The sequence below is a fragment of the Nitratireductor lacus genome, assembly GCF_056431025.1.
Genome location: NZ_JBWKMB010000006.1, coordinates 1,964 through 20,955, shown reverse-complemented (window position 1 = coordinate 20,955; position 18,992 = coordinate 1,964). Strand labels below are relative to the sequence as shown.

Here is an 18,992-nt window from a genome sequence, read left to right as displayed (position 1 = left end):
CACGCCCATGGCGAGACGCTTCGTAGCATGCTGGATACCCCAATGGAGAATAACCCTGTGATCAGCATGACCGGCTTGATCGGTCCGACGATCATGCTCGTCTTTGCAATCGGATTCATATGGGTGTGGTTGGTGGACAGGCGTCACGGGCATTCCGCCACTCTTGCCGGTGCCTGCGCCCTGTTCGGTCTGGGGATGCTTTCCCAGGTCCTGCAATGGCCCTCCGGTGTCGGCCCGAACGCGCTTTTCTCCGGCTTTCTCTACACGCTCGCCGTGGCGCTGGCGAGCGAGGGGATATTACGACGCGCCGGCAAACGGCTTGGCCGCGTGGCCAGCGTGCTGCTGCTGGGCGCGATCATGGCGCTGTTATGGTATTTCGCCTATATCCAGCCCAATCTTCTGGCGCGCATTTACGTGCAGAACTTCAGCTATGGCGCCATTCTCTTCATCGTCGCACTGCGCATCCTGCCAACCCGCAATGCCGGCAGGGCCGACCACATACTCTTTTGGGTGCTGCTTGCCTTCGCCCTGCAGTTCTTTCCCAGAACGCTGCTGACCGCAGGGGGCTCATTGCCCATGCTGAGCATGGCGCCCGGCGATTCGCTGTTCTGGCAGACATTGCAGCTTTCGCTCTCTGTCATGGGCGCGGCACTCGCACTGACCGTTCTTGCCACCATCCTGACGGACGTAATGGACGAGCTGCGGCACGACCGGGACCGTGACGTTCTGACGGGCGTGCTGAACCGGCGTGGCTTTGAAGAACAGGCGAACCGCCATGTGAAATCACGGCGCAGGGCACCGCTTTCTCTCATCGTCTGCGATCTGGATCACTTCAAGCAGATCAATGACACCCATGGCCACCATGTCGGTGACGCCGCCCTGAAAGCCTTCGGAGACATGCTGCAGAACTGCGCGCGCTCCAGCGATATCGTCGGGCGCATCGGCGGTGAGGAATTTGCCCTGCTCCTGCCGCACACGGACATTGAGGGCGCGCGCGACCTGGCCGAGCGTCTGCGCAGTGGCCTTTCATCAAGCACGCTTGCGATCAACCAGAAGAGTGTTCGCCTTTCGGCGAGTTTCGGCATCGTTCACAAGAACGCCGACGACGATCTTGCAACGCTTCTCAGGCGGGCCGACGACCATCTCTACCGTGCGAAGCAGGCGGGCCGCGATCGTGTACTGTCCGACCCCGTGGCGGACTCATGCCGGAGCAGCACGGAGCCCCTTCGATCCGATCCGTCCGGGAGCCCTGCATCAAGCATCTGAGGATCAGGCACGGGTTTCAGTGGCCGGTTTCGCCGACGGCGGCGAGCGTGCATTTCACGAAGTCGCGCACGAAGGGATTCATGCTGTCTTCGCGCCAGGCGACAACCAGCGAGACGGCCTTGGGCAGTTTCGGGAGCTCGCGGTAAACCACATTCTCCATCGGCGTCATGACAACCCAGGCCGGGACGATGCCGACACCGATGCCGGCTGACGCCATGGCGACGACCGTCATGGTGTGGCTGACCTCCTGCACCACTCTGGGGACGAAGCCCGCCTTGCGGCAATGCTGCAGGACAACATCCTGATAGCTCACGCCGACGATGGAGGAATAGGTGATGAAGTTTTCATCGCGCAGATCCTCGACTTCGAGGTTCTCGCGGGAGGCAAGGTGGGATTCTGCCGGAAGCACGGCGACGAAACCCTCCCGGTAAATCTCCCGATAGGCGATGCCGGAGGCCGTGCGCGGAGGACGCACGAAAGCCACGTCGACCTTGCGCTCCTTCAAAAGCGCAAGCTGTTCTTCCGTGGTGTGGATCTGCATGTCGATCAGCACCGAGGGGTTGCGTCGGTTGAACTCGCGCATGGCTTTCGACATGAAATTGTAGAGACCCACATAGACGGCGGCGATGCGCAGACGGCCGGAGGAGAGACCGCCGGCGGCCTGGGTCTCTCGAATGCCCTCCTCCAGCGACACCAGCACCTGCTGCGCCTTCTCGAAGAGAACGCGGCCGGCGGGCGTGAGTGTCACACTGCGGGTGGTGCGGTCGAACAGGCGAACGCCAAGCCGCTGTTCCAGCTGGCGAATCTGCTGGCTGAGGGGCGCCTGGGAAACACCCAGCATCTCCGCCGCCCGGCCGAAGTGCAGCTCCTGTGCGACCCGCATGAAATAGCGCAAATGACGGAATTCTATGGCGCCGAGTGACTGCATCGCTGCCTCTTATTAATATCTAAAAGAGAAAAATAGCCTTCATAAATATATTGGACAACCAATATCCGCGCATGCTTCCGTAAATGAAACCGGACCGGGAGGGTCTTCGTGAACGACCAGAAACCAATTGATCTCGCACGACCGCTGCGGATCGCCGTTGGCCTCATGCTCATCGTCGTGGTGGGTGTGACGCTGCTGCAGATTATCCTGCGTTATTTCTTCAACGCACCGCTTGTCTGGAGCGAGGAACTGGCGAAACTGCTCATCGTCTGGATCGCCTTTATCGGCGCGGCCGCCGTCTGCTGGGATGGCCGCCATCTGAACGTCGATGTCTTCTTCCTGATGCTGCCGCCCAGGGCGCGGAACCTGCTGCGCTATGTCAATGCGCTCATCTCCGTCGGCTTTCTCGCCATTCTCGGCTGGACCAGCGTGAAGCTGGTGATCCTGGAGAACATGCAGGACCTCTCTGCCCTCCCGCTGCCTGCGGGCGTCGTGCGGCTGGCGGCAACGGTGGGCGCTGTCCTGATGATCGCGGGGATCGTCGGGCGCATCGTCTATGTCCGTCCGATGCACCGCCAGACAGACCCGGCCTATGGCCATGAAGACCCCATGTGATCCGCGGACAATATAATGCTGACCATTTCGATTATCGGACTGCTTCTGGTCCTTCTGTTCATGGGGCTGCCGCTGGTCTTTGCCATCGGCGCATCGTCCATGGTGTATTTCTTCTTCGCCGACATCAATCTGGCGCTCCTGACCCAGCGCATGACGGCCTCCATCAACTCCTTTCTCATTCTGGCCATTCCGTTCTTCTTCCTGGCCGGCGAGTTGATGAATGCGTGCAAACTGACCGACCGCATCATCGCGCTGGCGAAGGCTCTGGTCGGGCACATCCACGGCGGTCTGGCGCAGGTCAACATCTTTGCCAGCCTGATCTTCTCCGGCATGTCGGGCTCGCCCACAGCCGACACGACCGCGCTCGGCTCCGTGCTCATTCCGGCCATGAAGAAAGAAGGGTATCCGGCCCCCTTCTCTGCCGCGGTGACCGTTGCCTCCTCCATGGTGGGGCCGATGATCCCGCCAAGCGTCGCGCTCGTGATCTATGGAACGCTGGCTAACGTCTCTATCGGGCGTCTGCTTCTGGCGGGCATCCTGCCGGGCTTCGTGATCATCGGCACGCAGATGCTGTTCACGTATTTTTATGCGCGCAAACGTGACTTCCCGCGCTACGAGCGGGCGACACTGCCGGAGCTGGCGACCGCCATCAAGGGCGGTGGCCCGGCCATTCTCTTCCCGGTCATCATTGTGGCGGGCATTCTGTTCGGCATCTTTTCTCCCACCGAGGCGGCGGCTGTCGCGGTGCTTTACGGCCTTCTGCTCAGCCTTTTTTACCGCAATGTGAAAGGTGCCGACATCTGGGGCGCCATTCAGAACACGGCGCTTGGAACGGCACGCATTCTATCCATCATCGCCGTTGCTTCGGCCTTCTCGTGGATCATGGTGCGTGAGCAGGTGCCGCTGGCCATCGCCGATGGCATCTCCACCATCTCGGAGAACCCGGTGATCGCGCTCTTCGTGATTGTTGCCATGCTTCTCGGCGTCGGGCTTCTCATGGTCGCGTCCTCTGCCGAGATCGTTCTGACGCCGATCCTCGTTCCGGTGATCCTGCAATTCGGCATCGACCCGGTGCATTTCGGCGTGCTGATGGTGTTCAGCCTCATCATTGGCGGCGCAACACCGCCTGTGGGTGTGCTGATGTTCATCGCACAGGACATAGCCAAGATATCGCACGGCCAGATGGTGAAGGCGATGCTGCCATTCTACATCCCGCTTTTCACGGCGGTGGTGCTGCTGGTTCTGTTCCCGCAGATCAGCCTTTTCCTTCCCAACCTCGTGTTCGGAAACTGAGCGTTCAATGACTTTGGAGTCCATGCATCAATGAGTACCGCGAAGAAGCACCTTCTGGAGGACATGACATTTCTGGAATTCCAGGAGCGGATGGGCGAAGATCCGGTGATCCTCATCCCGCTCGGCTCGCAGGAAATCCAGGGGCCGATGGTGCCGATGGGCGACTTCATGCTGACCCGTGAAATCGCCAGCCGCGTGGCGGAGAAAAGCGGGGCCATTGCGGCACCCACCATGCCCTTTGGCTATGCGGAATATTTTCGCTCGGTGCCGGGCGGCATCGCGCTTTCGGCCGATGCATTCCGTGCCACGCTGCGCGACATGCTCGACAATTTTCTCGATCATGGGCTCACGAAGCTTGTGATCGTCAACGGCCACAGCGGCAATGCCCCGTTGATCGACCAGGTCATACGCGCGGTCCGGCGCGACCATGATGTGCTGGTCCCCTGCATCAATCTGTGGCGTTCGATTCCCGATGCCCTCTGGAATGAGGTGCATGGCGAGTTCGGAAAGAAGGCGTTTGCGCATGGCGGCGACCCGATCACTTCGGTCTATCTGCACCTTTTCCCGGACCTTACCCGCATGGATGCCGTGGAGATCGATGCCCAGTTCGGAAAGATGATCGACCTGCCCACTGCCGGGCTTGCCGCGGTGCGCTTTCAGGGCACGGAGATCGGCCTGCCGGTCAATGTGGACGATCACTGCTCCAACGGGATCGCCGGCGGTGACGCCTCACGGTCTTCGGCTGACAAGGGCGCCCGTTTCGTCGATCACCTCGTGACGTTCTGCTCCGACTTTGTCGAGCACATGCGGTCCGTTTCTTCATCCACAAAAGCGAAATCAAAAGGGGAGTATGCAGCATGAAGATGAAAGCACTCGCACTCAGCGCCGTTCTTCTGGCGACAGCCAGCGCACAGGCGGACGAAATCCGCTATGCGCTCTGGGCCCAGCCGGGCGAGGCACAGTATGAAGGCGCCCAGGAGTTCAAGCGTGTGGTGGAGGAAAACTCCGATCACACGGTGACGATTTTCCCGGGCGACCAGTTGGGCACCCCGCGCGAGGTTTACGCGCAGATGGCGCTCGGCTCGACGCAGATGCTGGCAAGCGGCGACCCCGGCCTCAAGGAAATCGAATATCTCGCCCTGCCCTATCTGATGAACGGCATCGACAACTACAAGAAGGTGCTCGATACGGATTTCGGCAAGGAATGGAACGAGCGGCTCACCGCTGAGCGTCAGGTGCGGATGCTCGGTTTCATGCCACGCAGCCCGCGCCAGATCAGCGCCAATGTGGTCATCAACTCCATGGACGATCTGAGCGGCCTGAAGCTGCGCGCACCGGAACGCGACTACTATGTGGAATCGCTGCGCGCGCTGGGCGCCAACCCCACACCGATGGCCTTCGCTGAGGTTTACACCGCCTTGCAGACCGGCATTGTCGACGGGCAGGAAAACCCGATCGAGACGATCTATGCTCAGAAATTCTACGAAGTGCAGAAGGGCGTGGCGATGGTGGATTACATCAACAAGCCCGCTTATGTGGTTATCAGCGATCAGTTCTGGCAGGGACTTTCGGAGGAAGACCAGGCGCTTCTCCAGAAGGCCAACGATGCCTCGACCGCAAAGGTCAACGAGCTGATGCCGGACCAGACCAAGAAATACATCGCCGAGATGGAAGCGGCCGGCGTGACGGTCACCCATCCCGACAAGACGCCTTTCATGGAAGCCACGCAGTCCGTTCGCGACAACCTTGGCAAGGGTGTCTGGGGTGAGGACATCTACAAGCAGATCGTCGAAATCGGCAAGGAATAGCCGATCCCCTGACGACAACTGCCGGCGTGGTCCTGACAGGCTGCGCCGGCCATTTTTTACCTATCGAGGACTGCAGCCCAGCCATGAGTGAACAGCAGAATCTGCGCGCGCGCATTGAGGAAATCACCGCCGAGATCACGCCGCGCCTGATCGAAATCCGTCGGCAGCTCCACGCCAACCCGGAGCTGGGCTTCGAGGAATATGAAACATCGGCTCTGGTGATGCAGGAGCTGGCGCGGCTGGGTGTCGATCATCGCTCCGGTATTGGCAAAACCGGTGTTGCAGCCACCATCGGACAGGGCAATGGCAAGACGATCGGGATTCGCGGCGACATGGACGCGCTGCCCATCGAGGAAACCGCCTCACCCGACTACAAATCGCGCAATCCGGGCAAGATGCATGCCTGTGGGCACGACGCACACACGGCCATTGCGCTCGGCGTAAGCGAAGTGCTGGCACGCCTTTCAGACGCTCTGCCGGGCCGGGCTCTGATGGTGTTTCAGCCGGCAGAGGAAGGGCTGGGCGGCGCGCGCGCCATGCTGGAGGACGGCCTGTTCGAGTGGGTCGAACCCGACATCATGCTCGGCTATCACAACTGGCCGCTGATCGACGGCGGCACGATCGGCTATCATCCGAAGACGGCCTTCGCTTCCACAGACCCGTTCGACATCACCATCACCGGCCAGTCGGGCCATGGGGCGCACCCGCATCTTGCGGTCGATCCCATCGTTGCTGCCGGCAATCTCGTCTCCTCGCTTCAGACAATTGTTGCTCGAGAAATAGCCCCGCTGGAAGCGGCAGTGGTGACCATCGGCTCGATCAAGGGCGGATCGGCACGCAACCAGATCCCCGACAGTGTGACGCTTGAAGGCACGACCCGCAGCCAGAATCCCGCCGTGCGCGAGGCGGTGAAAGCCGCCATCGAGCGCGTCTGCGCAGGCATTGCGCTGACCCATCGGGTGACCTGCGAACCGACCTTCCTGACCGGTGTTCCGCCTGTGGTGAACGATCCCGACATCCTGCACCCCGTGCTTGAGACCGCGCGCGGCATGATCGGCGACGACAAGGTGATCGAACTGCCACAAGGGTCCATGGGCAGTGAGGATTACGCGGAGTTTTCAACCCGTGTGCCGAGCGCGCATCTGAGGATCGGCTCGCGCCTCAAGGACCGCAAGACGATGCTGCATCGCAGCGATTTCGACCTGGACGAGGCGTGTATTCCAACGGCGGTAAAGGCCATAGCGGCTGCGGCCATCGACCTGATGAAGCGCTGAACCGAGCTCAACAACCCCTGCTTCCCACGACAAAGCCCGGGCGGGTTGCGCCCGGGCTTTGCTGCTTTCGCTTTCCGCTCAGGCGAGCGCGCGTTTGGCCATCGCCCGGATTAGATTGGCGCGATAGGCAGCATCGCAATGGATGTCGGACATAAGCCCGTCAGCCGAGATTTTCACCCCGTCCACCGCAGCGGCAGACCAGTCCTTCGACAGCGCCTGTTCCAGCCCTTCATGGCGAAACACGCCATCCGATCCTGCCCCTGTGACGGCAACACGTACCGCACCGCCGCCCTTCGAGACGAAGACGCCGGTCATCGCGTAGCGCGAGGCAGGGTTGGGGAATTTTGCGTAGCCGCAGGCTTCCGGCGCATCGAAGCTGACGGCGGTGATGATCTCCCCCTCATCCAGCGCGGTGGAGAAAAGCCCGGTGAAGAAATCATCCGCGGCAATCTCGCGCCGGTTTGTGTGGATCGTGGCTGCGAGCGCCAGAAGACCCGCCGGATAGTCAGCCGCGGGATCGTTGTTGGCGATGGAGCCGCCGATGGTTCCCTGATGGCGCACAGCCGGATCGCCGATGCCGCCGGCCAGCTTGGCGATGGCCGGGCAGACCTTTGCGAGTTCGGCATTTTCGGCGACCGCCGCATGGGTGGTCATGGCACCGATGGTGACCTTGCGCCCAGAGACTTTCACGCCCACAAGATCGGCAATGCCGCGCAGGTCGATGAGGTCCGAAGGCGCCGCGAGCCGGTGCTTCATGGTGGGAAGCAGGGTCTGACCGCCGGCAAGCAACTGCCCGTCAGAGGCGGCAGAGAATTTAGCCGCCGCATCGTCGACGCTTGCGGCACGGTGATAGGTTACATCATACATAACTGGCCTCCCTATTCTGCCGCGATCTTTGCCGAAGCGGCCTGCAATGCGGCCCAGACGCGCGGCGGCGTGGCCGGCATCTGGAGATCGTTGTTGCCAATCGCATCGGTGATGGCGTTGATGACCGCCGGCGGTGTGCCGATGGCGCCTGCCTCGCCACAGCCCTTCATGCCGAGCGGGTTTGACGGGCTCTTGGTGGAATGGTGGTGAATGGCGAAGCTCGGCACATTGTCGGCGCGCGGCATGGTGTAATCCATGTAGCTGGCCGACAGGAGCTGGCCGTCGTCGTCATAGACCACGTTTTCAAGCATGGCCTGACCGACACCCTGAGCAATGCCGCCGTGCACCTGGCCCTCTACGATCATCGGGTTGATGATGGTGCCGAAATCATCGGACGCAACGAACTGGACGATCTTTGTCTCGCCCGTTTCGGGGTCCACCTCCACCTCGCAGACATAGGTGCCGGCGGGGAAGGTGAAGTTGGCGGGGTCGTAGAACGCGCCCTCCTTCAGCCCCGGCTCCATGCCGGCGGGCAGATTGTGGGCGGTGTAGGCCGCAAGGCCAACCTCGTGCCAGGCCATCGCGCGGTCGGTGCCCGCCACCTTGACCTCGCCATTCTCGATGACGAGATCGTCTTCGGAGACCTCAAGTACGTGGGCTGCGATTTTCCTGACCTTGGCCTCAACCTTGTCGAGCGCCTTGACGATGGCCGACATGCCCACCGGGCCGGAGCGCGAACCATAGGTGCCCATGCCGAACTGCACCTTGTCGGTGTCGCCATGGACGATCTGGATGTTGTCGATGGGCAGACCAAAACGCTCCGCCACCACCTGGGCGAAGGTGGTTTCGTGCCCCTGCCCGTGGCTGTGGCTGCCGGTCAGAACCTCGATTGTGCCGACGGGATTGACCCGCACCTCGGCACTCTCCCAAAGGCCGACGCCAGCGCCCAGCGAACCGACCGCCGCCGAGGGCGCGATGCCGCAGGCCTCGATATAGGAGGCGAGCCCGATGCCGCGCAGCTTTCCACGTTTGGCCGCTTCCGCGCGCCGGGCGGGGAAGCCCTTGTAATCGGCCGCCTCCAGCGCCTGATCGAGATTGCCGGCAAAGTCGCCCGCATCATAGGTCATGATGACAGGGGTCTCATGCGGGAACTGGCGGATAAAATTCGCGCGGCGCAATTCTGCCGGGTCGACACCCAGTTCGCGCGCGGCCGTTTCCATGATGCGTTCAACAAGGAAACAGGCTTCGGGACGGCCCGCGCCGCGATAGGCATCGACGGGCGCGGTGTTGGTGTAGACCGTGCGCACATTGCAGTAGATGTTGGCGATGTCGTACTGGCCCGAGAGCAGAGTCGCATAGAGATAGGTCGGCACCGCAGAGGAAAACAACGACATATAGGCGCCGAGATTGGCGATGGTGTCGACCTTCAGACCGACGATGCGGTTTTGTGCATCAAAGCCGATCTTGGCCGTGGAGACGTGATCGCGGCCATGCGCATCGGTGAGGAAAGCCTCTGACCGCGTCGACGTCCATTTGACCGAACGCCTGGTTTTCATGGAGGCCCAGAGACAGGCGATCTCTTCAGGGTAGATGTAGATCTTGGAGCCGAAGCCGCCGCCGACATCGGGGGCGATGACGCGCAGCTTGTGCTCTGGCGCAACCTGATAAAAGGCGGAGAGCACCAGTCTCGCAACGTGTGGGTTCTGGCTGGTGGTGTAGAGCGTATAGTGGTCTTCCGCCTCGTCATAGGTGGCGATTGCCGAACGCGGTTCCATCGGATTTGGCGACAGGCGGTTGTTGACGATCTTCATCTCCGTGACGTGCGCGGCACCGGCAAGTGCCTTGTCGACGGCTGCCTCTTCGCCGAGACCCCAGTCGAAGATCAGGTTGCCGGGCGCGTTGTCATGAACCTGCGGTGCACCGTCTTTCAGCGCATCGACCGCGTGTACGACGGCCGGGAGTTCTTCATAATCGACCTCCACGGCTTCTGCGGCAGCGCGTGCCTGGGTCTGCGTTTCGGCCACGACGAGGACGACCGCATCGCCCACATAGCGCACCCTGTCGGTGGCGAGTGCGGACCAGGCGCCCATGTTCATGGGATTGCCGTCCTTCGAGTTGACAGCCCAGCCGCAGATGAGATTGCCGATGCCGTCGTCGGTCAGTTGCTTGCCGTTGAGGACGGCAATCACGCCGTCCATCTTCTCCGCTTCCGCGCTGTCGATGGACTTGACCTTTGCGTGCGCGTGCGGGCTGCGCACGAATGCGGCATAGGCCTGCCGTTCGTTGCGGATATCGTCGGTGTACCGGCCCTTGCCGGTGATGAAGCGCTTGTCTTCCTTCCGGAGGACCCGGGCGCCAATGCCTTGTTCGCTCATCTCGTTTCCTCCCTCAGCTCGCAGCCATCTTCGCCGCGCCATCCTGAATGGCCCGAACGATGTTGTGATAGCCGGTGCAGCGGCAGATATTGCCTTCCAGCTCGTGGCGGATCGCCTCTTCGGTCAGCTCCTTGCCGGCCGCCCTGTAGCGGGCCACCATGTCGGTCGCCGACATGATCATGCCCGGCGTGCAGAAGCCGCATTGCAGGCCGTGGTTCTCCTTGAACGCCGCCTGCATGGGATGGAGCTCGCCATTGGCCAGCCCCTCAATCGTCGTGACTTCCGCGCCTTCGGCGGAGGCGGCGAGCATGGTGCAGCTCTTAACCGCCCGCCCGTTGACATGAACCACACAGGCCCCGCACTGGCTGGTGTCGCAGCCCACATGCGTGCCGGTGAGGCGTAGATGCTCGCGCAGGAAATCCACCAAAAGCGTATTGTCCGGCACAGAGGCGCGCGCCGCCCTGCCGTTCACCGTCATCGAGATTTCGGTCATGTATTCCTCCCTTGCCTCGGGCTCGTTGCCGCGAATGCGGAACAGCGTCCTAGGTTTCGATCTGCCCCGCTTCTTCAAATGGATCAGCGAAGCTGCAGGACAATCCGGTCGCAGGTCGGCGCGATAGCCACCGCGTCAACGCGAAAAGGCCTGATAAAGCCGGTAAGCCGGGATTGCGCGCACGCCGGGCGAAGCGCCGCGTACACGCATCAAGCGCGACGACAATGCAGACAATGAGAACAGAAACTGCCAAGCCACGCCTCCCGCGCAAGCCTGCGACCGCGCCAGACAGCCGAAAGCCTTATCCAGTTCACTCCCGGAAATCATTTAAGCGGCGTTTTTGGCGAAAGCCAAGGCCTATTCAGGTATAGGCGAAGAAGAAACCAAGATCAGAAACCTTCGGGCGCCGGATCCTGCAATTTGAAAGCATTGCCTTCCACCCGGTAGATGGAGCAATTGCGCTCGACCGCACCGGAGCCGGTGAAACGAAACGAGCCAAGAACGCCGCGAAAACCGGATCGAGCGGTCAGCGTTCCGGCCGTCAACCCGGCAGCGCCCTTTGCCCGGGCAATGCCGATGGCGAGGGCTGCCGCATCGAACCCATAGGCAGCGTCCTTCGTCATTGCCCGACCATACTTTGTCCGGAAGCTCTGGGTGATGTCCCCCACGGCGAACTGGTCGACACGGCACATGAGCACTCCCGCCACGGCCGGGCCGGGGGATATCCCGGGCGTTGAAAGAACCAGCGTGTTGCCCGGCAGTGCCCCGGTGGCCCGCAGCCCGGCCAATGTGGCGCCGGGCGCCTTCAAACCCGGCGCAAGAACGACAGCCTCGGCCGCCTGAAGCTGTGCAGCTTTGCCTGCCAGCTCATCGGTGGAGTTTGCTGCGACGGGCAGCGTTGCGAGAATGTTACCCCCCTTCGCCTTGATGCCGGCGCGCAGTCGATCGAGCGTGGCACCGTCCGCATCGGCTGCGTGTACGATCACGAGGTTCCGGCGCCCGGCCCCGATCGCGTAGGCGGCAGCTTCAATGCTGCCGTCCACTTCATCCGACAGGAAGGCGAAGACACCCGGCCTGCGCGGCACGGCATTCGAAACCAGCGCCATGACAGGCGGGTTCGCGCCACCGGACGGCAGGGCGCTCAGGAACCCGGCCTGCGAGGGGCCGATAACGATCTTCGCGCCGCGCTCGACAAGCGTATCGACCGCCTTCTTCGTGTCGGCAGCGTCGGAGCGGGCGTTGTAGATGGCGAGTGTGACCTGATCGCCGCCGAGCTGCTCGGCAGCAAGTTTCGCGCCGTCACGATAATCGCGCTCCGAGGCGCGCGCCGCGCCGGCCAGGTTTGTCACCATGCCGATTGTCACCGCGCCGGAGCCGACCGTTTCGACGCCCGCGGCGGAAGGAGAGACGCTGGCGTCTTCCACCTTCAGCGTGTCGTCCACACCCGAAGACTGGCAGGCCGCAAGGGCGAGCACGGCACACAGGGCCAGCGACCGCGCCAGCTTCACGGAAAAGCGGGACTTTCCATGACACTCAGGTCGCGTGTCGAATGCGAGGTTCATCAGGGAGCCGGATCAACGGAATCAATACATGTAGCGAACCATGCGGGCATGGAAGCACTCGCATTTGTTCAGATAGTCCTCGTCGCGGTATTCGGATTGCAGATAGCCATAAGCCTTGCCGCAGGCGACCTTGGCTTCGGATGCCCATAGGAAAGCCGGCCGGCCCGAATTGATCCATTGCGGGCTGTCGGCAACGGCCACGGCCTCATCCATCAGGCGGATGACCTCACCCGTGAGCGAAGCGTTGCTCTCAATCGAAAGGAGCCTGGCATTCTGCGCCACCGGGCAATAGCCCCCTGTGGAGAGATCGGCGGACTGCACCGGTCCGGCCAGAACGGCCCCGGCAATGACTGCAAAACCCAAAGTCAGCTTTTTCATAGGTCCCCCCTCGGCGCTCTCCGCCCATGGTGTATTCCCTGGATCGCTTCGGCGTCTCGAGGACTTGATGAAGCGATCAAACTGCCTGTTCTTCCGCTCTTATGCGGCCGCCAGGTAAATTCACCTGACTGCAAAATACGCTAGCCGGAAAATTACACGGTTCCTGCCAGCTTATCAAACCTGCGGCCGCCAACAAGCGGCCGCATCGCCCCATCCTGTTCAGACCGTGCCCGAATTGTCACTGCCGTCATCCTCGTAGAGGATCTTGATGGTGGAAGGTGTCTGCGGCACGTCGAACGTGGCGACCGTCACCCAGTCTTCAGATCCGGCGGTTCCGTCGGCATCCACCTGCAACTGCGTGGAGTTCCCGGGGTTGAGCCTGACATAATCGGCGACATTGTCCCCGGGACCAATTGAGACAAGCTCTGTCAGGTCCACGACATCTTCCGATCCAAAACCGATGATCGCGTCCGGATCGAGCCCGGCAAGCGCCGACTGATCGAGCACCACCGTGTCCTCGGCATTGTCGGTGTCGGTCAGATCGTAGGTGTTCTGCCCCTCACCGCCGATAAGCAGGTCCGCACCTTCGCCGCCGATGAGGAGATCGTCGCCGTCGCCGCCATCCAGAAGATCGGCTGCATCACCGCCTACGAGAGAGTCATTGCCGCCCATGCCAAGCAGCGTCGAACCGCTGTCATTGCCGACAAGAACCTCGTCGGCGTCCGTGCCGGTGATGGTGCTGCCTGCAACACCAACGACACTGACATGGGCAGCGTCGGTGAAGCCACTGCCGTCGGAAACCGAGTAATCGAACCCGCCGCTGGCGAAGGACGGCGCCGGCGAGTACTCGACCTTGACATTGTCGAAGTAGACATCGGCGTATTCGCCGCTCTCCGTCTTCTGCGTCAACAGACCGCCGAGCGCCAGGGTGTGATCGCCCGCAGACAGATCAATCGTGGTGGTGAAGGTTTTCCAGCCGGTTACGGCGTTGCCACCGCCATTGCCAGAACTACCGAGAAGTTCATCAACGATACCGCCCGCTCCGAATGCTTCGCCATCCATGCCGGCGAGAATGCGGACATCTTCGCCCACATCCGTTCCGGAAGTCAGCATTGCGTAGTAATCGAACGTAATTGTCACGGTCGCTGCCGATGCAAGGCTGAAGGTCCGGGTAAACGCACCATTCACATTATAACGGTCGGTACTGCCGCCATCGCCAAGCTCGATCTTCAAAGCACCACCGCTGGCCGGTCCGGACGTGGAGCGGAAACCATCAGCTTCCGAACCCGTGCCAGGATAATAGGCGTCACGGTAGACGAATGAGCCTACACCACTGCTGAAGTCCTCGTCCACGAACTCAACCGGCGTGCCGGACGGCGTGAAGGTGACATCGCCGGCCAGACTCACACCGCCATTCTGCGGATTGCTAGCCCCGTCGACACTGAGCGGGCTCGTCGGAGCCGGAGCCGGGTCATTGTGCAGCAGGGCTGCCGTCGGGATATCGATTGCCGAGTAATCTGTGATGTTTGTCAGCACCACGTCATCCGTTGCGCCCGGAGGCGGCAGAATGTCAATCGTCAACGATGCGCCATTGGTGTCCCCGTCGTTGTCGACCAGAACATAGTCGAAGTTCTCGGTTCCGGGCGTGGTGCCGCCATCGGCCTGATAGTTCCACGCGCCGGTCGCGAAGTTGAATGTAAGTTCACCGCCGAGCGCACCGTCCACAACAAGGCTTGCTCCACTGATGACGGGCTGGCCGCCATCGTTGAATATCTTGTCGGGACCATCCTCATAAGTGTAGGTGACCCCGTCAACCGTGATGGACAGAATACGGCCCCCATCCGCACCAAGGATGTCGTCGTCGCCACCACCGGCGGCATTGTCATCGCCGAGCAGAACATTACCGGAGACATCCACCTGATTGGTGAGATCGAGCAAGGCGGTGACCAGCTCGTCGAAGTTCGAAACCGACACGACCACGTTGCTGCCATCGGCCTCATCGACATCCTGCAGCTGTTCGACATCGATGTTGTTGCCGATGCCGACCGTCTGCACGGTCACGTCGTTGTTCTGGACGAAGTTGTTCCAGGCAGTCTGCGTGCTGCCGTAGAGGGAGTGGCCGCCAGCCCCGATCTGTTCGTTCGGATTGCCATCACTCAGGAAGAAGACCTGATTGTTGTGATCCGAAAGAGGTGTGTAGGCATCCATGGTTTCTTCGATGGCCGCCGTGAAGTCGGTGCCGCCATTGTAGGGGCGAGAACCGCCTTCTGTCGGGTTCCAGGCATCGATCTGCGCCGCGAAAGACGCATAGTCGGTGAATGGCCCCGCGGCACTGGCGCTTGATGAGAAGGCAATCAGCTCGATCTGCACATTGCCCGAGGTTCCATCGAAGAAGGACTGGCCGGCTGCCTTCACTGCGTCGAGCATTGCATCCAGTTCGCTATTGTCCACACTGCCGCTGAAATCGAGAACGAAGGCGATGTTGAAATTCTCTGTTCCAAGCGTCAGGCTTGCGTTGTCCGCAATGGCCTCGGGTGCATCGTCGAGCACGTCGACCTTCAGCGTATCTACGGACGAATAATCGCCGTCATTGTCCCTGGCGCGAACATTGAAGCGCTCAGCCACGCCTTCGGGCGTGCCCTTGCCAGGGTGCACATTGTGATCGAGCGAGTTCTGGTTCAACTGATACGAGCTTGAATAATTACCGCTGCCATCAGCCGTGACCGTCAGCACGCCGAACTTGCCTTGCACTGTGCCGCCGCCTGTGACGTCGACCCAGTTGCCATCGGCATCGCTGACCTCGAGAGCATCGAGCGTATCGCCGGATGCCAGCGCAACGCTTAGCGTGCCCGCATCCATCGTATTTGCCGTGCCTTCTTCCGACCCACCTGCAAGACCGGCTTCATTGACCTCGGCGCTGAACGCATTGACGGCCGGGCCGGGATCCGGCTGAAGCGTCACGTCGATTTCTGCTGGCGCGGTGTCGCCATCGCCGTCAACAATCTCTATCGGCAGGGTGAAATCCACCGGATCTGTGCTGACCACTGAAGTGCCGAAACCGGTCAGAGCGAAGTCGTCGCCCGAGATGTAGAGCAGTTCGAGACTGTTGTAGCCATCGGCAGTGAAACTTGTGATGGTTACCTGCTTGTCGAGTATGCCCGTGACATGGGCCACCCGGGCGCCCCCCACCAAAACGAAATCGACAGTGTAGCTGCGATCTGGCAAACCGCCCGGGCTGCCGACGCTTACCGTGGTCGGATAGGTTGCAAGAGGATCGTATGAAACGACCTGGTTTTCACCGTCATAGGCGATCACGATAGTGGTAATGCTGTCGCGAATCCCGTCTCCGACCACCGTGTTCCCATCAGGGTCGTCGAACGCGCTCAGCCGGATGGTGGTGTTCGTCGAACCATCCCCAAAGCTCACCGCGGCACCGTTCACCGTATAGTGACCGTCGAAGAGGTGATCCCGCTGGGCGGGGTTCCCCTGATAATTCGCTGGCGTACCTGCCGGGTTGCCGGTCAGGTCGTGAACAAAGTCCAGTCGAATCCCCTCCCCGGTGCCTATATTCTGGCCACTGCCACCGCCACCAACGCCAGCCGATATGGCATTGCCATTGATCGATTTGCCACTGGCGCCGATCGGTGTCAGCAACAGGTCGCGGGAATTGTCGTCGACAGGCGAACCGCCCGGTGCGTTTCCATCCTGACCATTGGGCACGAATCCCGCCCATGGATCGTTCCCGCCCACGAAATCGTAGATTCCCGGATCGAAGTCGACCTGCGTGAACGCGTCGACGGTTCCATCCATATCGACCGAGTAGGTGCCGTTTGCCGGGTCAAGCGTGACCGTGAAAACGGTGGTTCCGCCGGCGCCGCCGATCTTGCCGGTCAGAACCGTCCCGTCTCCCGAGAGATGGTAGGTGATGGGCTGCCCCCCTGAGGTCAAGCCACTGTCCTGCCCCTCGGTGACCGTGAACCGCACCGTGCCAGCACCATCGGCCCCGTAATTGTCGATGACCGACCCGTCCAAATCCAGGTCGAAGACCTGTGGTGTCCCGGCCGAGTTGCTCAGAACCGCATCTTCGGGGACGATAACCGTCGGCCCATCGTCATCGAACCGGATCGAAAGCGCACTGGCGCTTGTCGCCGTGGCCGTGTCGCCATCGGCATCCGTCACCGTCTGGACAACGGAAATGGCTGCTGCACCACCGAGGAAGAGCGCATCGTCGTGCGCAGCACCCGGGCCGCCATCGACAGTGTGTTCGAGCGTCTCGTGCTGCGTCACCGTGACCGCGCCCGTCGAGCCATTGATGGAGATCGTGAAGGCGAGCGTGCCACCGGCCCCGCCGGCGCGACCTTCGTAGACGGTGTCGGAGACCTTCACGAGCCTGATCTCGTTCGCCGCACCCGACTGGCCTGTCAGCCAAAGGCCGGTCAGCGCATTGTCGGTCGCGGAGAGCGAATAGGCCACGGAGCCGGCGCCATCTGCCCCGAAATCCGGAGTGGCGAACAGGCTCTGGATGACACCCGCCTGAATCTGACCGGGGTTGATCCCGTCCGTGCCAGAGCCGCTGCCATCGGATTCATCGAGCACAACCGATGCTGTCTCGCCAGCTGCAGCCTCGGCCTTCGGCACATCGTCGATGATGTCGATGGAGATCGTCCCGGTCGTGGTGTTGCCGAATGCATCAGTGGCAACATAGGTGAAGCTTTCTGCTCCGCTGATGGTCTGAACCCCGTCGTCAGCGGTCGCGTTCAGATAGTTCGAACTCAGCGTGTAGGTATAGGTGCCGTCGCTGTTGACCTGGATCGAACCATAGGTGCCTGCCGTCACCGCATTGCCGCCGGTCTGCAGGGCGTAGGTGTAAGGCCCGGTGCCACCGGTCGCCGAGGCCGTGCCGCCTGAGGTCTCGTCCGTGGAGCCCGGCAGCGAGCCCGTCACCGTTCCCGGGACAAGATCGTCACCGTCCTTGTTGAGATCCAGCGCCGCTTCATTCACCGTGACCGTGTAGTCGGGCGTCGCCAGACCACTGTCGTTGACATTGATCGTCAGCGTCGTTGTCGACGGATCGCCGTCGGCATCGGTGATCGTGTAAGTGAAGACGTCCTGAACGGTACCGCTCGCAACAGCGCCCGGCGTGGACTGGTAGCTGTAGGAGCCGTCGGAGGAGATCGTAAGCGTGCCGTACTGGCCGTTGATCACGGTGTTGGTGCCCACATTCGTTGCGCTGCCGCCCGCCGTGGTGGCCACGATGGACGTTACCGTCGCGCCGTCCGCACCCTGAATGTCGGCGACACCATCCGTCGCATTCGCGTCCGAACCGCCCGAGCCTGTCAGGACATTGCCGTCCGCGATGCCGCCTTCGATGGTGCTGTCCGTGTCGGCCATGGCCTCGGGGACGTCATCGACGATCTTCACCGACAGGACATCATTGGCGCTCTGGCCGTCCTGATCGGTCAGCACAACCGCAAAATCCTCGAACAGGTCGTTCTCGCCTGCGCCCGCGCCATGCGTCTCGTTGTCGACAAGCGTGTAGCTGTAGCTCACAACGCCCGTGCCAGCGTCATAGCCCGTCACATTGAGCGTGTTGCCGAGGCCGGTTGTCACCGAACCCGCCGTGAACACGCCATTGGTGATGAAGCTCTGGCCGCCGATCGTCAGCGACGCGATCCCATCGGGCGAGCTGATCGTGAACGTGCCCGACTGCGTGGTGCTCTCGCTGCCATCCGAACCGGCCGGCTTGCCGCCGCCGCGGCCCGCCGCAAGATCGTCCTCGTCAACCACCACATCGCCACCATCCGCCTTCGGCGTAAGGTTGCTGATCTCGGGCGGCGCATTGCCGATGTCGATCGTCAGCGTCGTGTGCGCGAGGTCGCCGTCGCCATCCTTCAGCGTGTAGGTGAACACATCCGACACGCCGCCGGCCGTGCCGGCATCGCGGGTGTAGCTGTAGGAGCCGTCCGCGTTCAGCGTCAGCTTGCCATAGGTGCCCTGGATCACCGCGCCGACCGTGGCCACATTGTCCAGATCCGCACCCGTGTTGCCGACGGCAACGCCGACGACAGAGGCATCGTCCGCACCGACCGTGTCGGCCCCGCCATCGCCCTCAGCATCCGTGATCACATTGCCC

General features: G+C 61.8%; 13 protein-coding genes. 6 read left to right on the top strand and 7 right to left on the bottom strand.

Annotated elements, in window-relative coordinates; translation table 11 throughout:
* Positions 1-42 precede the first annotated feature (42 nt).
* Positions 43-1,266 carry a GGDEF domain-containing protein gene (locus AC07E3_RS06560; protein ID WP_336067410.1) on the top strand — a complete coding sequence of 408 codons (1,224 nt, stop codon included), beginning with the start codon at positions 43-45 and terminating at the stop codon, positions 1,264-1,266.
* 16 nt (positions 1,267-1,282) lie between these two features.
* Here the strand turns inward: AC07E3_RS06560 and AC07E3_RS06555 are convergent, their stop codons facing one another.
* Positions 1,283-2,194 (bottom strand): LysR family transcriptional regulator, encoded by a 912-nt coding sequence (locus AC07E3_RS06555; protein WP_478360735.1) that lies wholly within the window; start codon positions 2,192-2,194, stop codon positions 1,283-1,285.
* Positions 2,195-2,302: 108 nt separating this feature from the next.
* Here AC07E3_RS06555 and AC07E3_RS06550 point away from each other — a divergent pair, with 108 nt between their 5' ends.
* The 5 genes from AC07E3_RS06550 to AC07E3_RS06530 all read left to right on the top strand — a co-directional run bounded on the left by AC07E3_RS06550 (position 2,303) and on the right by AC07E3_RS06530 (position 7,184).
* Positions 2,303-2,809 (top strand): TRAP transporter small permease, encoded by a 507-nt coding sequence (locus AC07E3_RS06550; RefSeq protein WP_025029583.1) that lies wholly within the window; start codon positions 2,303-2,305, stop codon positions 2,807-2,809.
* 15 nt (positions 2,810-2,824) lie between these two features.
* The gene (locus tag AC07E3_RS06545; RefSeq protein WP_065816495.1) at positions 2,825-4,102 is read left to right on the top strand and encodes a TRAP transporter large permease; all 1,278 of its coding nucleotides are present in this window, start codon (positions 2,825-2,827) and stop codon (positions 4,100-4,102) included.
* A 30-nt stretch (positions 4,103-4,132) separates the two neighbouring features.
* Positions 4,133-4,963, top strand: a complete 831-nt coding sequence (locus AC07E3_RS06540; RefSeq protein ID WP_223004755.1) for a creatininase family protein — start codon at positions 4,133-4,135, stop codon at positions 4,961-4,963.
* Complete coding sequence (locus AC07E3_RS06535; protein ID WP_065816497.1) at positions 4,960-5,910, top strand: TRAP transporter substrate-binding protein; 951 nt, start codon at positions 4,960-4,962, stop codon at positions 5,908-5,910. The genes AC07E3_RS06540 and AC07E3_RS06535 overlap by 4 nt, the downstream gene beginning before the upstream one ends.
* Before the next feature lie 83 nt (positions 5,911-5,993).
* Positions 5,994-7,184, top strand: a complete 1,191-nt coding sequence (locus AC07E3_RS06530; RefSeq protein WP_322339784.1) for a M20 metallopeptidase family protein — start codon at positions 5,994-5,996, stop codon at positions 7,182-7,184.
* Between the two features lie 78 nt (positions 7,185-7,262).
* Here the strand turns inward: AC07E3_RS06530 and AC07E3_RS06525 are convergent, their stop codons facing one another.
* The 6 genes from AC07E3_RS06525 to AC07E3_RS06500 all read right to left on the bottom strand — a co-directional run bounded on the left by AC07E3_RS06525 (position 7,263) and on the right by AC07E3_RS06500 (position 18,985).
* Entirely contained in the window at positions 7,263-8,051 is a 789-nt protein-coding gene (locus tag AC07E3_RS06525; RefSeq protein WP_478360731.1) for an FAD binding domain-containing protein, read from the bottom strand.
* 11 nt (positions 8,052-8,062) lie between these two features.
* A complete protein-coding gene (locus AC07E3_RS06520) occupies positions 8,063-10,426 on the bottom strand; it encodes a xanthine dehydrogenase family protein molybdopterin-binding subunit (RefSeq protein ID WP_478360729.1) in 2,364 nt (787 codons plus the stop codon).
* Positions 10,427-10,439: 13 nt separating this feature from the next.
* The gene (locus AC07E3_RS06515; protein ID WP_007006851.1) at positions 10,440-10,919 is read right to left on the bottom strand and encodes a (2Fe-2S)-binding protein; all 480 of its coding nucleotides are present in this window, start codon (positions 10,917-10,919) and stop codon (positions 10,440-10,442) included.
* Positions 10,920-11,308: 389 nt separating this feature from the next.
* Positions 11,309-12,481: an ABC transporter substrate-binding protein gene (locus AC07E3_RS06510; protein WP_478360726.1), complete on the bottom strand. Its 1,173-nt coding sequence runs from the start codon at positions 12,479-12,481 to the stop codon at positions 11,309-11,311.
* Positions 12,482-12,502: 21 nt separating this feature from the next.
* Positions 12,503-12,859, bottom strand: a complete 357-nt coding sequence (locus AC07E3_RS06505; protein WP_478360724.1) for a hypothetical protein — start codon at positions 12,857-12,859, stop codon at positions 12,503-12,505.
* A gap of 219 nt (positions 12,860-13,078) precedes the next feature.
* On the bottom strand, positions 13,079-18,985 hold the full coding sequence (locus tag AC07E3_RS06500; protein ID WP_478360722.1) for a beta strand repeat-containing protein: 5,907 nt from the start codon (positions 18,983-18,985) through the stop codon (positions 13,079-13,081).
* Between the last annotated feature and the right edge of the window lie 7 nt (positions 18,986-18,992).